Origin of the sequence: Mycobacterium sp. PS03-16, assembly GCF_004570325.1 — a bacterium.
Taxonomy (GTDB): Bacteria; Actinomycetota; Actinomycetes; order Mycobacteriales; family Mycobacteriaceae; genus Mycobacterium.
Window position 1 is genome coordinate 1 of record NZ_SPQO01000021.1, and the last position, 16,777, is coordinate 16,777.

Consider the following 16,777-nt stretch of genomic DNA (forward strand, 5'->3'; position numbering starts at 1 on the left):
CGCGCGACCGGCTGAGCGGCGTCGCGGCGGCCGCACACTCAGCCTGGCAGCGCACCGAATGGTCGGGGACGGGAGCTGAGCAGGCCGCGGCATTCGCGGCGGCGACGGTGGCCGCGGTCGACACCCTTGCCGAGCGCACCGATCGGCTGCGCGCGACCACCCGTGCGGCCGGTGACGCCGTGGCCCGCGCCCGCGCCCGCCTGCAGGAGATCGTGGACCGGTTCGAGTCGCGGGCGGCCGCGCTGGAACCGCAACTGGACGACGCGCAGGTCGCCGATGCACTCCGCGCCGAGGCGCGCCACGCGCTGCAGGAGGCGCTCGCCGTGGTGGAGGATCTGCGAGCCGAACTCGACGGCCAGACCGCCACGCTGACCGACCTGGCCGCGGCGCCACCCTCGCCGGCCGTGGCAGCGGGCGGTCCGGCCGGCTTCGGCGCCGGCTTCACCCCGCCACAGCCGGGCGGCGCTCCTCTCGGCACCACACCGGGCGGCGCCGGTGAGTCGGTCGCGCTGGCCTCGCGGGCGGCGCCGGCCGAGGGTGCACTCCCGCGCCCTGATGCGGCGGTGTTCGGCGACGGGGTGGCGGTGCGACTGCCCGACGGCAGCACGGCGATGGCACCCAACGGCGTTGCCGCCGACGCGGTCCGGCACGCGCTGACCCAGCTGGGCGTGCCGTACCAGTGGGGAGGCACCACCCCCGGCGTGGGGTTGGACTGCAGCGGCCTGACGCAGTGGGCATACGGCCAAGCGGGGCTGAACCTGCCGCGGCTGGCGCAGGAACAGGACGTCGGCGCGGCGGTCGACGGGGGCGCGCTGCGTCCGGGCGATCTCGCGGTGTGGGACGGCCACGTCGCGATGGTGGTCGGGGACGGCGTGATGATCGAGGCCGGCGATCCGGTGAAACTGTCGCCGGTCCGAACGACGAACGCGGGGCAGGGTTTTCAGGGGTTCTGGCGGCCGACGGCCTGACTCAGGGCATCTCGTCGGCGAACTGCAGGTGGCCCGCGAAGCCGATTTCGGCGGCCCTGTGGCGGTAGCGGTCCCGCAGGGTCCGGTAGGCCGGGGTGTCACCATGCGCCTGAGCCTGCAGCGCGCGCATCCGCAGCAGCCAGAGCTCGTTCACGACGAAGGCCGGCTCGGTCGGCACTGCCGCCAACCGGTCGATCGCCACTTCAGCCTCGCGAAGATCAGCGTCCGCCCCACGCCGCAGCAGGGCTTCCACCAGCACGTCGGTGGCCCGCCCCGCGTCGGCCAGTGCGCCGCAGGAGTATCCCCATTCGACGGCGCCCCGGGCAAGGTCCACGGCACCGTCGAGATCGCCGGCGCGGGCCTTCTCCATGGCGAAGACCGCGTCGGCGCCGGCTGCCGCCACCATCGTGAAGCGTTCCTGCAGCGCGGCTTCGCGGGCGGCGGCCAGCAGCGTGCAGCCCTCGTCGCGCCGGGGATCATCGCCGGTCACGAGCGCCAGCCCGCGGACGAATTCGGCAGTCGCCAACGTGAGATCGTGGCCGGATCGCTCCGCCGCCTCGAGCACTTCGGCCGACTCCTCGAGGAAGGCCTCGTCCAGGAGGAGCGCCCCGTTCCGGGAGGCGAGGGTCGATTTGAAGAGGAGCATCAAGGCGCGCGTCGTCACTTCGAAGGGTCGGGCCATCGTGGAGGCTCGTTCGACGTCGTCACGCCACCGCGCGTCCGCGACGCAGCACCGTCCACATCCGCGCAACATGAGCGCCGCGATCAGCGGCGATCCGATGACCAGGTTGCCTCGAGTGGGGTCGCCGTCGGCCAAGTCGATCATCCGCTGCGCCAGCTGCAGGAGCGCAGCGATCTCTCCGGTCTGGAGTTTGGCGGCGAGCGCGGGATAGGCCAGCCCCAGCAGCAGTGTGGGGTCGCCGATGGACTCCAGCAGAGTCGTCAGTTCGGAAGACCAGCGTGATGCGTCCTGGAAGCGAGCGTGGGTGATCAGAGTGGCGACCCATCCACTCATCCCCATCGCCAGCGATGTCTTGTCGCCGGCACCGTCCGCGAGTTCGCGAAGTTCCTCGAAACCGGTGTCGGCCATGCTGCCGCCCGCCAGCCACGCGCTGGCACACAGCAGCGTCCTCGGCGCGATGCGTAGCGCCGCCCGCGCGGATGAGGCGTCATCGGGTAATCGGTCGGCTACCTCTCGCGCCCGTTGCCAACTGCCCCGCGCCGCGGTGAGGTCGCGGTGGGTGAGCCAGGCCCCGGCGCGCATGTGCCAGTCGAACGCCGCCCGCAGGTCGCCGGCGGATTCGAGGTGTTCGGCGACCATGCCCGCGTTGGCGTCGGCCGCATCGGGGTCGCGCCGCTGGATCGCGGCCGCCAGTTGTCGGTGCAGTTCTGCCCGGTCGGCCTTGAGCTGCGACTCGTAGGCCACCGAGCGGATCAGCGGGTGCCGGAAGGCGTACTCGACCCGCGGCGAAAACCCGACCTGGTCGATCAGGTCGGTCGCCACCAGCTCGTCGAGGACCGGCTCGGTTCCCATCAGCGCGGACAGCGGCTCGGGGGTGAACCGCGAGCCGATCACCGCGGCGGCGGACAGCGTCCGTTTCGCGGAGCGGCTGAGGCGGTCGACGCGTGCCGCGATCGCGGCCTGAAGAGTGGCAGGCACAGCGATGTCCGCGGCGTCGCCGTGCAAGACGTAGGACCCCGGCGTACCGCGGATCGCCCCACGCTCGGCCAGATCCCGCACGATCTCCTCGGCGAAGAACGGATTGCCGCCGGCGTGTGCGGCGACGCGCTGAGCCAGGTCGCGCACCGAGGTGTGCGGGCCGAGCAGTTCCCCCGTCAGCGTGGCGGTCTGCCCGGTGCTCAGGGGACGCAGCGCGATCGTCTGCGCTCCGTGGATCGTGGCGAGCGCACCCCGGTAGTGGGGACGGTAGGTGATGAGCACCAGCGAATGGGTCTGCGAGACAACGGCGAAGAACTCGGCGAGCATGGACTCGCTGGTCTCGTCGATCCAGTGGGCGTCCTCGATGACATACAGCGCGGGTTCGCCGCGGGCCACCCAGGTGGCGATCACGAGTGCGGTCAGACGGCGCCGTCGCGCGTCTGGTCCGACGTTCGGCAACGCGGCGCCCGGCTCGGCGATACCGAGCAGATCATCCATCAACAGCAGGTCTTCGGGGTCGGCGTAGGGGAAGCGGGCGTGCACCTGCGTCCGGGCGGCGTCGCCGTCGAGACCGTCGGTCCCGAGGGCCGCGTGCAGCAGTGCCGTCACGGCGTGAAACGGGATGTCGTTGGTGTGCGATTCGCAGTAGGCGGTGAACACCTCCACCCCGCGATCGGCGGCCAGCGCGGCCGCTTCGCGCACGATGCGGCTCTTACCGATACCCGGCGGTCCCTGCACACTCACCACGCAGCCGGCACCGCCGAACGCCTCGTCGAGGATCGCGGCGACGGTGTTGAGCTCCCACGTACGCCCGACGAGCGTGGGATCGTTGCGTCTGCCGTGGCGGTGACGCCCGGTCGTTGCGATGAGTCGGCGTGCGGCCACGGGAGCGGTCGCATTCTTGATGTCCAGCATCTCGGGTTCACCCAGCACGACGGCGTCCTCGACGAGCCGGGCGGTGGACTCGCTGAGCATCACTCCGCCCGGCGGGGCCACCGCTTCCATGCGCTGCGCCATCCCGACCTGCTCGCCGACGGCGGTGTAACCGAACGGTCCCGAGCCGAGTTCACCGGCGATCACCTGCCCGGAGTTCAGACCGATCCGCAGCCATAATTCGACACCATCGCGATCCCGCACGGCCAAGGAGAGACGCTTGGCCGCGTCCTGGACGCCGAGCGCCGCCAGACAGGCACGCATCGCGTGGTCCTCGAGCGCGACCGGCGCCCCGAAGACCGCCATGATGCCGTCGCCGGTGAACTTGTCCACGGTGCCCGCGTACCGCTGCACCACGGCCGCGCAGCGGTCGGCCAGGTCCGCCATGATCTCGCGCAGACGCTCGGGACCGACCTGGGCCGCGAGGTCCATCGAGCGCACCATGTCGGCGAACAGCACAGTCACCTGCTTGTACTCGGCCAACGCCGGTGACGGCCGAAGCGGCGTGCCGCACTGGCTGCAGTACTTCGCCGCCACACCCGACCTCGTGCCGCACCCCGAACAGGTCAGGCCGGCGGCCGGGAGCGCACCGTCCCCCACGTCACCCACGTCAATATCGTGGCACCGCTGTTCAGGCGTGTCCGCGATATGAACACCGGCGGAGCGGTCGAGTGGCCCGCGGCGCGCACGGTGCTCGACGTCCTGACCGCAGAACTGGGTGGTTAGGCTGTGCCGCATGGCTGCTGACATCGTGCCGGTCCGGCTCGGGCTGACCAAGGGCGACCTGTACACACTGTGGGCTCCGCGCTGGCGCGACGCCGGCGACGAATGGGAAGCGTTCCTCGGTAAGGACGAGGACCTCTACGCCTTCGAATCGGTCGCCGATCTGGTGGCGTTCGTGCGCACCGACTCCGACAACGACCTCACCGACCATCCCGCGTGGGAGAAGTTGACCGAGGCGTCGGCGCACCGGATGGACCCGGCCGAGGACCGTCGCCACGACATCGTCGGCGTGCCGGAGACGGCGGCCGAGAAGCCGTCCGAGGACACCGTGCAGACGCTGCAGCGCACGCTGGCGATCGTGTCGGCCATCGGCTCGGTGTGCGACCTGCCGGTGGTGACCAAGTTCTTCAACGGCAACCCGGTGCTCAGCTCGCTCGGTGGCGGCGCCGAGGCGTTCAAGGGCCGCAGCGGCCGCAAGCGCTGGGGTGAGATCGAAGCCGTCATCGGCCGCGGCTGGGACGGCGTGCTCGATGCCATCGACGAGATCGTCACCACTCCCGACGTCGATGCGGCGGTGTCGCAGAAGGCGGCGGCCGAGCTGGAGGAGCCGGCTCCCGAACCCGAGGACGACGAGGCCGACACCGCGGCCAGCGTCGAGCAGGACGACGAGCCGGAAGGCGACGAGGCGCAGGAGGACGCCCTGGAGGCGCCGGCCTCGACGGCCGTGCTCGGCGGCGATGAGGACTTCTGGATGAAGGTCGGCATCGACCCGGTGCGGATGCTCACCCGGTCGGGCACCTTCTACACGCTGCGGTGCTACCTCGACGACGAGCCCGTCTTCCTCGGCCGCAACGGCCGCATCAGCGTGTTCGGTTCGGAGCGCGCACTGGCCCGGTATTTGGCCGACGAGCACGATCACGATCTGTCCGACCTGGCCACCTACGACGACATCCGCACCGCGGCCACCGACGGCTCGCTCCGGGTGGAGGTCACCGACGAGAACGTCTACGTGCTCAGCGGTCTGGCCGACGACATCGCCGACGGACCCGACGCGGTGGACCGCGATCAGCTCGCGCTGGCGGTGGAACTGCTGCGCGACGTCGGCCAGTACGCCGAGGACAACACCGTCGAGCGCACGCTGGCCGAGGGCACCGCACTGGGGACCTTCGTCACCGCGGTCACCGATCCCGGCGCCGAGCAGCCCGAACCGCCGCACGCGGAGGCCGTGGAGCAGTGGGAGGCGCTCGAGGCGTTCGTCGAATCCCGCCTGCGCCAGGAGTGACCCGGGAATAGGTGACATGTCACCAATCGTTGGGGCGGAGGTACGCACCTCAACGATCGAAAGGCATGTCATGAACCAGCTGGAGAACAAGACCGCACTGGTCACCGGCGCCACCTCGGGCATCGGGCTGGCCACCGCGCAGCGCCTGGCGGCCGAAGGCGCCCACGTCTTCCTGACCGGGCGCAACCAGGAATCGCTCGACGCGGCCGTGGCCTCGATCGGATCCACCGCCACCGGCATCCGGGGTGACGTGTCGCGGCCCGGTGACCTCGCCGCGGTGGTCGCCGCCATCGAGGCGCGCGGCCGCGGCCTCGACGTGGTCTTCGCCAACGCCGGCGGCGGCGAGTTCGCCGCCCTGCCCGACATCACCCCCGAGCACCTGCAGACCACGTTCGGCACCAACGTCTTCGGGACCGTGTACACGGTGCAGGCGGTGCTGCCGCTGCTCAACGACGGCGCCTCGATCGTGCTGACCGGGTCGACCGCCGCCCACAACGGCACCCCCGCGTTCAGCGCCTACGCCGCATCCAAGGCCGCCATCCGGCAGTTCGGGCGCACCTGGGCGGCCGAACTGGCCGAGCGCGGCATCCGGGTCAACACGGTGGCGCCGGGCCCGATCGAGACCCGCGGCCTGCGTGAGCTCGCCCCGAACGGGCAGGAGCGGGAGCTGCTCGACCAGATGAAAGCCGACGTCCCGCTCGGCCGCCTCGGCCGTCCCGAGGACGTCGCCGCGGCCGTGGTGTTCCTCGGCTCGGACCAGAGCGCGTTCGTCACCGGCACCGAGTTCTTCGTCGACGGCGGGCAGCAGCAGATCTGAGTCACGACCGCTGCCGCGGCCGGTCCTCGTCGATGTCCGGCCGCGGCAGGGTCCCGTGCCGCAGGATCGACTCGTAGGCCGTGCCGAGGATCTCGGCGAGCGCCTCGTCCTGAGCGGCGGTGAGATCGGTGAAGAACAGCGCTTTGACCCAGGCGGCGTGCAGCGGCGCGGCGGCCTCGAACTCCCGGCGGCCGCGGCCGGTGAGCACCACGTCGGTGGCCCGCCGGTCCCCCTCGGATTCCAGGCGCTCGACCAGGCCGCGGCGGCTCATCCGCTGCAGGTGGTGCGACAGCCGGCTGCGTTCCCACCCGATCGTCGTGGCCAGCGCGTTGACCTGCGCGCGCTCCCGCGGCGCATTGGTCAGCGCGTTGAGCACGGTGTAGTCGGCCAGCGACATCCCGCAGTCGCTCTGCAGCTGCCGGTTCATCTCGTACTCGAGCCGGTGGTAGACGCGCATGTACGCCAGCCACGCGCGGCGCTGCGGCGGGTCGAGCCGACGTTCGTCCGCGCTCACCCCACCAGCACCGCGTACCGCGGTTTGATGACGTCGTCGATCAGGGCCAACCGCTCGTCGAACGGGATGAACGACGACTTCATCGCGTTGATCGTGAACCGTTCGAGGTCGCTCCAGCCGTAGCCGAACGCCTCGACCAGCCGCAGCATCTCCTGGCTCATCGTGGTGTCGCTCATCAGCCGGTTGTCGGTGTTGACGGTGACCCGGAACCGGGACCGGGCGAGCAGATCGAACGGGTGCTCGGCGATGCTGGCCACCGCGCCGGTCTGCACGTTGCTGCTCGGGCACAGCTCGAGCGGGATGCGCTTGTCGCGCAGGATCGCCGCCAGCCGGCCCAACCGGACGCGGCCGTCGTCTTCGACGGTGATGTCGTCGACGATGCGCACCCCGTGCCCCAGCCGGTCGGCGCCGCAGAACGCGATGGCCTCGTGGATCGACGGCAGCCCGAACGCCTCGCCGGCGTGGATGGTGAACCGGGCGTTGTTGCCCCGCATGTACTCGAACGCGTCGAGGTGGCGGGTGGGCGGGTAGCCGGCCTCGGCGCCGGCGATGTCGAATCCGACGACTCCGCGGTCGCGGAACCGGATGGCCAGTTCGGCGATCTCCCGGCTGCGGGCGGCGTGCCGCATGGCGGTGACCAGGCAGCGCACCGTGATCGTGCGGCCGGCGCCTGCGGCGGCCTTCTCCCCGTCGGCGAAGCCGGCCAGCACGGCGTCGACGACGTCGTCGAGCGACAGCCCGCGGTCGATGTGCAGTTCCGGGGCGAATCGGACCTCGGCGTAGACGACGTTGTCCTCGGCCAGGTCCTCGACGGCTTCGAACGCCACCCGGTGCAGGGCGTCGGGGGTCTGCATGACGCCCACGGTGTGGGCGAACGGTTCCAGGTAGCGCACCAGGGATCCGCTGTGGGCCGCGGTGCGGAAGAACGTGGCCAGGCCCTCGACGTCCTCGGCGGGCAGCTCGTCGTACCCGACCTGGCCGGCCAGGTCCAGCACGGTCGAGGGCCGCAGGCCACCGTCGAGGTGATCGTGCAGCAGCGCCTTGGGCGCCTGACGGATCGAGTCGAGAGTGAACGGTGTCATCAGCAGATCCGATCGATGATCAACGGGCGGTCGTGCGGGGCGGTCTCGCCGACACTCCAGCCGCCGTCGAGCTCGGCCCGCGCGGGCCCGAGCCGTTCTGCGGTGTCGGTGTAGAGGGTGAACAGCGGTTCGCCGGCGGCGACCGGCTCCCCGGGACGGCGGTGGATGCGGATGCCTGCGCCGGACTGGACCCGCTCGCCCGGCACCGAGCGGCCCGCACCGAGCCGCCACACCGCCAGACCCACCGCCATCGCGTCGATGTCCCCCATCGTGCCACCGCGCGGTGCGCTGACGGTGTCACTGTGCACACCGGTCGGCAGACCGTCCGGTGACAGGGCGTCCACGTCACCGCCCTGCGCGGCGACCAGCGCGCGGAAACAATCCATCGCGGTGCCGTCGCGCAGCGTCTGGGCGGGGTCGGTGGCGTCGAGCCCGGCCGCGTCGAGCATCTCCGCGGCCAGCGCCAGCGTCAGCTCCACGACGTCGGCCGGTCCCCCGCCGGCGAGCACCTCGAGCGATTCGGCGACCTCGACGGCGTTGCCGACCGCCCGGCCGAGCGGGACGTTCATATCGGTCAGCAGCGCCCGGGTGACCAGCCCGTGGGCCGCCCCCAGCTCGACCATCGTGCGCGCCAGCTCACGGGCCTCGGCCTCGTCGGGCAGGAAGGCGCCGGCGCCGACCTTGGTGTCGAGGACGAGCGCGCGGGCGCCCTCGGCGATCTTCTTGCTCATCACCGAGCTGGCGATCAACGGCAGCGACTCGGTGGTGGCGGTGACGTCGCGCAGCGCGTAGATCTTGCGGTCGGCCGGGGCCAGCTCACCGGCCGCGAACACGGCCGCGCCGATATCGCAAAGCTGTTGGCGAATGCGGTCTTTCGACAACTCCGCGGTGAAGCCGGGGATGGCCTCGAGCTTGTCGAGCGTGCCGCCGGTGTGACCGAGGCCGCGGCCGGCGGCCTGCGGGACCGCCCCGCCGCACGCCATCACCACCGGCACCAGCGGGATCGTGATCTTGTCCCCGACCCCGCCGGTGGAGTGTTTGTCCACCAGCGGCAGCGGGCGGCCGCCCCGGCTCAGCTCCGAGAAGTCGAACCGCTCACCGGAGCCGACCATCGCCGCGGTCCACCGGGCGATCTCCGCGCCGGTCATCCCGCGCAGGAAGATCGCCATCAGCAGCGCCGACATCTGCTCGTCGGCCACCCGGCCGTGGGTGTAGCCGTCGATCACCCAGTCGATCGCCGCGTCGGAGAGCGCACCGCCGTCGCGCTTGGTGCGGATCACCGTCGGGGCGTCGAACCCGGACCCGAAGCGCAAGTCCGTCACGGTGTTTCCTCCACCGGCACCCGGTCGCGGCGGTCCAGGTCCGCGGGCCCGAACGCGTCGGGCAGCAGGTCGGCCAGCGGGCGCGGGCCGAGCGGGTGGTCGATCAGCAGGCCCGGGCCGCCGTGTTCGTAGAGCAGCTGACGGCAGCGCCCGCACGGCATCAGCAGCTCGGCGTCGGGGCCCACACAGGACAGCGCGACCAGCCGTCCGCCCCCGCTGGAATGCAGGGCGCAGACCACAGCGCACTCGGCGCAGAGACCCAGGCCATATGAGACATTCTCCACATTGCATCCGGCCACCAACCGGTGATCGTCGACCAGCGCCGCCGCGCCGACCGGGAACCGCGAATACGGCGCGTACGCCTGCCTCGTAACGTCTATCGCTTTGCGGCGCAATAGATTCCAGTCGATCTCGGGAGACATCTCAGCTCCTTCGCAGTCGCTCTGAATGCATTCCGAAGCCCGCGTCCCGGCCCCCGGAAAGCCAGATAGGTGACCCTAACTTCTGCCCTCTGAGCGGGGCATACGGCGGCACGCTAGTTCGTTCAACAGTACAAAGGGGATTAGAGTCGCCCCGAGGTTCGGGGCAGTGGTGAGGACCGAGCAGAGATCCTCGACCCAGCCCCGATCGTCCACCAACGGCGTTGGAGGCCCAATGACAACTCAGGCACCCAGTCTGACATCTCCGGACGGGGATGTCCCCGCTCCGCGCGCCAAGCCCACGCGTCGGCGCACCCTCTACCGTGGCGATCCCGGTATGTGGTCGTGGGTGCTGCACCGCATCTCCGGTGCGGCGATCTTCTTCTTCCTGTTCGTCCACGTGGTGGACACGGCGCTGGTGCGGGTCAGCCCGGAGGCCTACAACGCCGTCATCGAGACCTACAAGACCCCGATCATCGGCCTGATGGAGATCGGTCTGGTGGGCGCGGTCCTGTACCACGCGCTCAACGGCATCCGGATCATCCTCATCGACTTCTGGAAGGACGGCCCGCGCCATCAGCGCACCATGCTGTGGATCGTGGCCGGCGTCTTCCTCACGGTGATGATCGCGTCGGTCGGCGTGATCGGTATGCACATGGTGGAGAGGTTCTTCTGACAATGGCCGAGAATCCCTACGACCACATCAGCGACCGCGGCGGCCCCGCGCCGGTGCTGCAGCGCAGCCACGACCGGCCGCCGAGCCTGGACAACCCGCGCGCCCCCAAGCGGGCGGGCGGCATGCCCAACTTCGAGAAGTACGCGTGGCTGTTCATGCGGTTCTCCGGCCTGGTGCTGGTGTTCCTCGCCCTCGGCCACCTGTTCATCATGCTGATGTGGCAGGACGGCGTGTACCGCATCGACTTCAACTACGTCGCCGAGCGGTGGTCGTCGCCGTTCTGGCAGACCTGGGACCTGCTGCTGCTGTGGCTGGCCCAGCTGCACGGCGGCAACGGCCTGCGCACGATCATCGCCGACTACGCCCGCAAGGATTCGACGCGGTTCTGGCTGAATTCGCTGCTGGCGCTGTCCATGATCTTCATCCTCGTGCTCGGCACCTATGTGCTGGTGACGTTCGACGCGAACATCGCCTGATGGCGAGCGAAGCGACGGAAAAACCTAGAGTCGGAGAGTTCCATGCTTGTTGAACACCGCTACGACGTCGTCATCGTCGGGGCCGGCGGCGCCGGTATGCGCGCCGCGGTCGAGGCCGGGCCGCGGGTGCGCACCGCCGTGCTGACCAAGCTCTACCCCACCCGCTCCCACACCGGCGCGGCCCAGGGCGGCATGTGCGCCGCGCTGGCCAACGTCGAAGAGGACAACTGGGAGTGGCACACCTTCGACACCGTCAAGGGCGGCGACTACCTCGCCGACCAGGACGCCGTCGAGATCATGTGCAAGGAAGCCATCGACGCGGTCCTCGACCTCGAGAAGATGGGGATGCCGTTCAACCGCACCCCCGAGGGCCGCATCGACCAGCGCCGGTTCGGCGGCCACACCCGCGACCACGGTAAGGCGCCGGTCCGCCGCGCCTGCTATGCCGCGGACCGCACCGGCCACATGATCCTGCAGACGCTGTACCAGAACTGCGTCAAGCACGACGTCGAGTTCTTCAACGAGTTCTACGCCCTCGACATCGCACTCACCGAGACGCCCGCCGGCCCGGTCGCGACCGGCGTCATCGCCTACGAGCTGGCGACCGGTGACATCCACGTCTTCCACGCCAAGGCGATCGTGTTCGCCACCGGTGGGTCGGGCCGGATGTACAAGACCACCTCCAACGCGCACACGCTCACCGGAGACGGCCTGGGCATCGTGTTCCGCAAGGGTCTTCCGCTGGAGGACATGGAGTTCCATCAGTTCCACCCGACGGGTCTGGCCGGCCTGGGCATCCTGATCTCCGAGGCCGTGCGCGGCGAGGGCGGCCGCCTGCTCAACGGCGAGGGCGAACGGTTCATGGAGCGCTACGCGCCCACGATCGTCGACCTCGCGCCCCGCGACATCGTCGCCCGCTCGATGGTGCTCGAGGTGCTCGAGGGCCGCGGCGCCGGGCCGAACAAGGACTACGTCTACATCGACGTGCGCCACCTCGGCGAGGACGTCCTCGAGGCCAAGCTGCCCGACATCACCGAGTTCGCCCGCACCTACCTGGGCGTCGACCCGGTCAAGGAACTGGTGCCGGTCTACCCCACCTGCCACTACGTGATGGGCGGCATCCCGACCACCGTGCAGGGTCAGGTGCTGCGCGACAACACCACGATCGTGCCGGGCCTCTACGCGGCCGGCGAGTGCGCATGCGTGTCCGTGCACGGCGCCAACCGGCTGGGCACCAACTCGCTGCTCGACATCAACGTGTTCGGTCGCCGCGCCGGCATCGCCGCCGCGAACTACGCGATGGGCCACGACTTCGTCGACCTGCCGGAGAAGCCGGCCGACATGGTCGTCGGCTGGGTGGGCGACATCCTCTCCGAGCACGGCAACGAGCGCGTCGCCGACATCCGCGGCGCCCTGCAGCAGTCGATGGACAACAACGCCGCGGTGTTCCGCACCGAGGAGACCCTCAAGCAGGCGCTCACCGACATCCACGCGCTCAAGGAGCGCTATGCGCGAATCTCGGTGCAGGACAAGGGCAAGCGGTACAACAGCGATCTGCTGGAGGCCATCGAGCTCGGCTTCCTGCTGGAGCTCGCCGAGGTGACGGTCGTCGGTGCGCTCAACCGCAAGGAGTCCCGCGGCGGCCACGCCCGCGAGGACTACCCGAACCGCGACGACACCAACTACATGCGGCACACCATGGCCTACAAGGAGGGTAGCGACCTGCTCTCCGACGTCCGCCTGGACTACAAGCCCGTCGTGCAGACCCGCTACGAGCCGATGGAACGGAAGTACTGATGAGCGCGCCCGCAATCGAGAAGAACGAGGCCACCACCCCGCCAGTGCCCGAGGGTGCGGTGATGGTGACGCTGAAGATCGCCCGGTTCAACCCGGAGGATCCCGACTCGGCCGGCTTCCAGAGCTTCCGGGTGCCGTGCCTGCCGACCGACCGGCTGCTCAACCTGCTGCACTACGTGAAGTGGTACCTCGACGGCACGCTGACCTTTCGCCGGTCGTGCGCGCACGGCGTGTGCGGGTCGGACGCCATGCGGATCAACGGCGTCAACCGGCTGGCGTGCAAGGTGCTGATGCGCGACATGCTGCCCAAGAAGGCGAGCAAGCAGCTGACCATCACCATCGAGCCGATCCGCGGCCTGCCCGTGGAGAAGGACCTCGTGGTCGACATGGAGCCGTTCTTCGACGCCTACCGCGCGGTCAAGCCGTACCTGATGACGTCGGGCAACCAGCCGACCAAGGAGCGCATCCAGAGCCAGGTCGACCGCGCCCGCTACGACGACACGACCAAGTGCATCCTGTGCGCCTGCTGCACCACCAGCTGCCCGGTGTACTGGACCGAGGGCTCGTACTTCGGCCCGGCCGCGATCGTCAACGCGCACCGGTTCATCTTCGATTCGCGTGACGAAGGTGCCGCCGAGCGGCTCGACATCCTCAACGAGGCCGACGGCGTGTGGCGCTGCCGCACGACGTTCAACTGCACGGAGTCCTGCCCACGCGGCATCCAGGTCACCCAGGCGATCCAGGAGGTCAAGCGGGCGCTGATGTTCGCCCGCTGACCCGCTCCCACGGGGATTTCGGCGTGTTCGGTCGCGCTCAGCGCTACCGAACACGCCGAACTCACTTCGCGGCCTGTTCCTCGGCCTCTTCGTCGGCCTCTTCGTCGGGCTCCTGGTGGGGTGGGTTCTCCCCCGCCCGCGCCGCCACCTGCTCGTCGTAGTAGCGGACGATCACCGCTGCGGCCGCCACGACCGGGACGGCCAGGAACGCGCCGATGACACCGAACGTCGAGGCGCCTAGCGTGACGGCCAGCAGGACGATCACGGCGTGCAGCTTCATCGACTTCGACTGCAGCCACGGCTGCAGCACGTTGCCTTCGAGCTGCTGGACCGCGAGGATGATCGCCAGCACGATCAGCGCGTCCACCGGACCGTTCGACACCAGCGCGATCAGGACGGCCAGGCCACCGGCGACGAACGCACCGACGATCGGCACGAACCCCGCGATGAACGTGATGAGCGCCAGCGCGTACGCCAACGGGATACCGAGGACCACCAGACCGATGCCGATGAGCACCGCGTCGACGAAGCTGACCAGCGCCTGCGTGCGGATGAAGCCGCCCAGCGTCGCCCAGACGCGCTGCAGAATCTCGGCGACGTGCGGTGCCGCCGGGTTGCCCACGGTGTGGCGCAACCACGGGATGAAGCGCGGGCCGTCCTTGAGCAGGAAGAACGTGACGACGACGGCGGTGAACGCGGTGACCAGTGCCGACGTCGCGGCACCCACCCCGGTGAACACGCCGGACGCGATCTGTGCGCTACTCGAGTTCAACCGGTCGGTGATCGCCGCGACCGCCGAATTCAACTGGTTCTCACTGATGTTCAGCGGTGGCCCACCGAGCCAGTCACGCACCTTGACGACGCCCGCCGTGGCCTGTTGGGCCAATTCGGTGGACTGCTCGACGATGGCCGGCGCGACCGCGGCCACCAGCCCGCTCAGGATCCCGACCGCGAGCAGCAGCGTCAGCAGGACCGCGGCCGCCGGAGGCACCCCCTTGGCCCGCAGCCACCGCACCGGTGGCCACAGCACCGTGCACACGATCAGGGCCAGCGCCACCGGAAGCAGGATGACCCAGGTCTTGCCCACCACCCATGCCAGCACCCACAGCGCGGCGGCGACCGCGAGGACTTGCACCGCCACCACCGCGCTCGATCGGAGGTGGGCACCGTAGACCGCGCCGCGGTTCGGGAACGCGCTCGTCGTCTTCTGCACCCCTCATCCATACCCGCCGAGCGCGGTCTTGCCGCGAGCAGGCGCAGAATCGCCCTTTTCCCGCGGGAAAAGGGCGATTCTGCGTCTGGTGGCGCCAGCCGACGCTAGATCACGACCACCGGGATGAACACTCCGAACAGCCAGAAACCCCAGCCCCGGAACCCGGGATCCCAGATCGGCCGCACCGGGTAGCCCCAGTAGTCGATCACTGCCGGCGGATGGCCGCGCCAGTGCAGCGGCGGCGGCGGTCCCCAGCCCCACGGCGGGCGGTCGTCGTTACGCCACTTGTTGGCACGCCACCATTTGTCCCAGTCGCCGCCGCGGTCACGCCAGTCGTGGTCCACCCACTCCCGGTCCTTATCGGGCCGCCAGTCCGGATCCGCGCCGGCCGGTGCAATCCCGACCCCCGCCGCGGCCGCGGTCAGGACGCCGGCGACGACGCCTCCCGCGACGAGTTTCTTCATGGTCATTGTGTGCGACTCCTTGTCTACATGGAACTGACCCGGATCGCCCCGACTCGATATTGACCCCTGTTCAGATTATCGACCCCCGACCGCACCCGTCACAAGCGCTGTCACAGTTCGGCACGCTGTCTCGTCTGACCGGTATGACACACACATCGCGTATCGAACCCCTTCCGCCACAGCGCGCCTCGATGGTGACGAAGTTGTTCTTCCGGGTCGCCAAACGCCGCTTCGGCGAGGTACCCGAACCGTTCGCCGTGGCCGCGCACCATCCGCGCCTGATGGTCGCCAACGTGGTCCACGAAGGCCTGCTGCAGTCCGGTTCCAAGGTCTTGCCTGCCGGCGTCCGCGAGCTGGCCGTGTTCTGGGCCGCCCGCACCGTCGGTTGCTCGTGGTGCGTGGACTTCGGGTCCATGCTGCAGCGCCTCGACGGCCTCGACGTCGACCGCCTCAAGGAGATCGACGAGTACGCGAGCTCGCCGCGCTACACCGACGACGAACGCGCCGCGATCGCCTACGCCGACGCGATGACCACCGACCCGCACACCATCACCGACGAGCAGGTCGCCGACCTCGTGCGGCGCTTCGGCGACGCAGGCGTGGTCGAATTGACCTACCAGATCGGCGTGGAGAACATGCGGGCCCGGATGTACTCGGCGCTCGGCATCACCGAGCAGGGGTTCAACTCCGGTGACGCGTGCCGGGTGCCGTGGGCCGATCCGGACGCAGCGGCGACCCGGTGAACTTGTCCGGGTTGGCGATGTCCCACACCGCGCACACCTTGCCGTCGCGCACGGTCAATGCGGTGACCCGCGGCATCATCGCCGGATAGCGTTCGCCGGCCGGGCGGCCCGGCGTCCAACTGCCGAGCTGGCCGTTGACCAACGCCGGCTGCCCGGCTTCCAGCCAGCCCGGTCCGTACCGGCGGGCCAGCCCGAACAGGAACCGGGCCACCTTCTCGGGCCCGTGGATGACGCGCGCGGCCGTGGGCGCCCGCCGGTTGCTGTCGCCGGTGAACGTGACGTCCGGATGGAGCAGGCGCACAACGGCTCCCATGTCACCGGCGGCCAGCGCGGCCATCAGCGCGGCCACCACCTCGGCGTGGACGTCGTCGGCCACCGGCGGGGGCGCCGCGGCGACGGCCCGCCTGGCCCGGGAGGCCAACTGCCGGGCCGCGGCGGCGCTGACCCCGAGCACATCGGCGACCTCCCCGAACGGCACCCCGAACCCGTCGTGCAGGACGAACGCCACCCGCTGATCGGGGCCGAGCTTCTCGAGCACCACCATCGCGGCGAACCGGGCGTCGTCGGCGGCGACCACCGCGGCCAGCGGATCGGCGAAGTCGCCACCCAGGTCGGTCACCACCGGTTCGGGCAACCACTCGCCGGTGTACGTCTCGCGCCGGTGCGCGGCCGAGCGCAGCCGGTCCAGGCTCAACCGGCTCACCACGGTGGTCAACCACGCTCGGAGATCGTTGATCTCGGCGCGGCCATCACTGCCCTGCCACCGCAGCCAGGCGTCCTGCACCACGTCCTCGGCGTCGGTCAGGGTGCCGGTGAGCCGGTACGCCACGGTCAGCAGATGCGGTCGCAACGCCTCGAACTCGTCGACCCGCGTACTGGCGGTCATGTCGGTCGAGTTTAGGCGGTGGGCGG

At 70.2% G+C, this 16,777-nt stretch carries 16 protein-coding genes; 8 read left to right on the plus strand and 8 right to left on the minus strand.

Features of this window, described 5'->3' with window-relative positions; translation table 11 throughout:
• A partial coding sequence (locus tag E4P42_RS17565; protein WP_135127361.1) for an NlpC/P60 family protein occupies positions 1-968 on the plus strand: 968 nt, incomplete at its 5' end.
• A 1-nt stretch (position 969) separates the two neighbouring features.
• Here E4P42_RS17565 and E4P42_RS17570 read toward each other — a convergent pair.
• Positions 970-4,170 (minus strand): adenylate/guanylate cyclase domain-containing protein, encoded by a 3,201-nt coding sequence (locus E4P42_RS17570; protein WP_245234078.1) that lies wholly within the window; start codon positions 4,168-4,170, stop codon positions 970-972.
• A 127-nt stretch (positions 4,171-4,297) separates the two neighbouring features.
• Between E4P42_RS17570 and E4P42_RS17575 the strand changes: the two genes are divergently transcribed.
• Entirely contained in the window at positions 4,298-5,566 is a 1,269-nt protein-coding gene (locus E4P42_RS17575; RefSeq protein ID WP_135127363.1) for a primosomal protein, read from the plus strand.
• A gap of 70 nt (positions 5,567-5,636) precedes the next feature.
• Entirely contained in the window at positions 5,637-6,383 is a 747-nt protein-coding gene (locus tag E4P42_RS17580) for an SDR family NAD(P)-dependent oxidoreductase (protein WP_135127364.1), read from the plus strand.
• 1 nt (position 6,384) lies between these two features.
• Here E4P42_RS17580 and E4P42_RS17585 read toward each other — a convergent pair whose 3' ends face one another.
• From E4P42_RS17585 to E4P42_RS17600, 4 genes are read right to left on the minus strand one after another with little or no spacing between them, the layout of a single operon-like run.
• Positions 6,385-6,897 (minus strand): MarR family winged helix-turn-helix transcriptional regulator, encoded by a 513-nt coding sequence (locus tag E4P42_RS17585; RefSeq protein WP_245234079.1) that lies wholly within the window; start codon positions 6,895-6,897, stop codon positions 6,385-6,387.
• Positions 6,894-7,979 (minus strand): adenosine deaminase, encoded by a 1,086-nt coding sequence (locus E4P42_RS17590; RefSeq protein WP_209305802.1) that lies wholly within the window; start codon positions 7,977-7,979, stop codon positions 6,894-6,896. The genes E4P42_RS17585 and E4P42_RS17590 overlap by 4 nt, the downstream gene beginning before the upstream one ends.
• Entirely contained in the window at positions 7,979-9,292 is a 1,314-nt protein-coding gene (locus E4P42_RS17595; protein WP_167759527.1) for a thymidine phosphorylase, read from the minus strand. The genes E4P42_RS17590 and E4P42_RS17595 overlap by 1 nt, the downstream gene beginning before the upstream one ends.
• A gap of 5 nt (positions 9,293-9,297) precedes the next feature.
• On the minus strand, positions 9,298-9,723 hold the full coding sequence (locus E4P42_RS17600; RefSeq protein ID WP_135127366.1) for a cytidine deaminase: 426 nt from the start codon (positions 9,721-9,723) through the stop codon (positions 9,298-9,300).
• Between the two features lie 232 nt (positions 9,724-9,955).
• Between E4P42_RS17600 and sdhC the strand changes: the two genes are divergently transcribed.
• The 4 genes from sdhC to E4P42_RS17620 are packed head-to-tail and all read left to right on the plus strand — an operon-like array spanning position 9,956 to position 13,445.
• The gene (gene sdhC / locus E4P42_RS17605; RefSeq protein ID WP_135127367.1) at positions 9,956-10,396 is read left to right on the plus strand and encodes a succinate dehydrogenase, cytochrome b556 subunit; all 441 of its coding nucleotides are present in this window, start codon (positions 9,956-9,958) and stop codon (positions 10,394-10,396) included.
• 2 nt (positions 10,397-10,398) lie between these two features.
• Complete coding sequence (locus tag E4P42_RS17610) at positions 10,399-10,872, plus strand: succinate dehydrogenase hydrophobic membrane anchor subunit (RefSeq protein ID WP_135127368.1); 474 nt, start codon at positions 10,399-10,401, stop codon at positions 10,870-10,872.
• 42 nt (positions 10,873-10,914) lie between these two features.
• Positions 10,915-12,669, plus strand: a complete 1,755-nt coding sequence (sdhA, locus tag E4P42_RS17615) for a succinate dehydrogenase flavoprotein subunit (protein ID WP_135127369.1) — start codon at positions 10,915-10,917, stop codon at positions 12,667-12,669.
• On the plus strand, positions 12,669-13,445 hold the full coding sequence (locus E4P42_RS17620) for a succinate dehydrogenase iron-sulfur subunit (protein WP_135127370.1): 777 nt from the start codon (positions 12,669-12,671) through the stop codon (positions 13,443-13,445). The genes sdhA and E4P42_RS17620 overlap by 1 nt, the downstream gene beginning before the upstream one ends.
• A gap of 61 nt (positions 13,446-13,506) precedes the next feature.
• On the opposite strand, the gene E4P42_RS17625 is transcribed toward E4P42_RS17620, so the two are convergent.
• Positions 13,507-14,658, minus strand: coding sequence for an AI-2E family transporter (locus tag E4P42_RS17625; RefSeq protein ID WP_135127371.1), 1,152 nt, complete (start codon positions 14,656-14,658; stop codon positions 13,507-13,509).
• Between the two features lie 104 nt (positions 14,659-14,762).
• Positions 14,763-15,128: a hypothetical protein gene (locus tag E4P42_RS17630; RefSeq protein ID WP_135127372.1), complete on the minus strand. Its 366-nt coding sequence runs from the start codon at positions 15,126-15,128 to the stop codon at positions 14,763-14,765.
• Between the two features lie 137 nt (positions 15,129-15,265).
• Here E4P42_RS17630 and E4P42_RS17635 point away from each other — a divergent pair, with 137 nt between their 5' ends.
• Positions 15,266-15,865 (plus strand): carboxymuconolactone decarboxylase family protein, encoded by a 600-nt coding sequence (locus tag E4P42_RS17635; protein ID WP_135127373.1) that lies wholly within the window; start codon positions 15,266-15,268, stop codon positions 15,863-15,865.
• On the opposite strand, the gene E4P42_RS17640 is transcribed toward E4P42_RS17635, so the two are convergent.
• Positions 15,804-16,751 (minus strand): sigma-70 family RNA polymerase sigma factor, encoded by a 948-nt coding sequence (locus E4P42_RS17640; protein WP_135127374.1) that lies wholly within the window; start codon positions 16,749-16,751, stop codon positions 15,804-15,806. The two genes, E4P42_RS17635 and E4P42_RS17640, sit on opposite strands and share 62 nt — an antisense overlap.
• Positions 16,752-16,777 lie beyond the last annotated feature (26 nt).

Excerpts from the sequence above, each read along its gene's own strand:
- E4P42_RS17575 (WP_135127363.1), top strand. The coding sequence starts at position 4,298 with ATGGCTGCTGACATCGTGCCGGTCCGGCTCGGGCTGACCAAGGGCGAC.
- E4P42_RS17580 (WP_135127364.1), top strand. The coding sequence starts at position 5,637 with ATGAACCAGCTGGAGAACAAGACCGCACTGGTCACCGGCGCCACCTCG.
- E4P42_RS17590 (WP_209305802.1), bottom strand. The coding sequence starts at position 7,979 with ATGACACCGTTCACTCTCGACTCGATCCGTCAGGCGCCCAAGGCGCTG.
- E4P42_RS17600 (WP_135127366.1), bottom strand. The coding sequence starts at position 9,723 with ATGTCTCCCGAGATCGACTGGAATCTATTGCGCCGCAAAGCGATAGAC.
- sdhC (WP_135127367.1), top strand. The coding sequence starts at position 9,956 with ATGACAACTCAGGCACCCAGTCTGACATCTCCGGACGGGGATGTCCCC.
- E4P42_RS17610 (WP_135127368.1), top strand. The coding sequence starts at position 10,399 with ATGGCCGAGAATCCCTACGACCACATCAGCGACCGCGGCGGCCCCGCG.
- sdhA (WP_135127369.1), top strand. The coding sequence starts at position 10,915 with ATGCTTGTTGAACACCGCTACGACGTCGTCATCGTCGGGGCCGGCGGC.
- E4P42_RS17620 (WP_135127370.1), top strand. The coding sequence starts at position 12,669 with ATGAGCGCGCCCGCAATCGAGAAGAACGAGGCCACCACCCCGCCAGTG.
- E4P42_RS17630 (WP_135127372.1), bottom strand. The coding sequence starts at position 15,128 with ATGACCATGAAGAAACTCGTCGCGGGAGGCGTCGTCGCCGGCGTCCTG.
- E4P42_RS17635 (WP_135127373.1), top strand. The coding sequence starts at position 15,266 with ATGACACACACATCGCGTATCGAACCCCTTCCGCCACAGCGCGCCTCG.
- E4P42_RS17640 (WP_135127374.1), bottom strand. The coding sequence starts at position 16,751 with ATGACCGCCAGTACGCGGGTCGACGAGTTCGAGGCGTTGCGACCGCAT.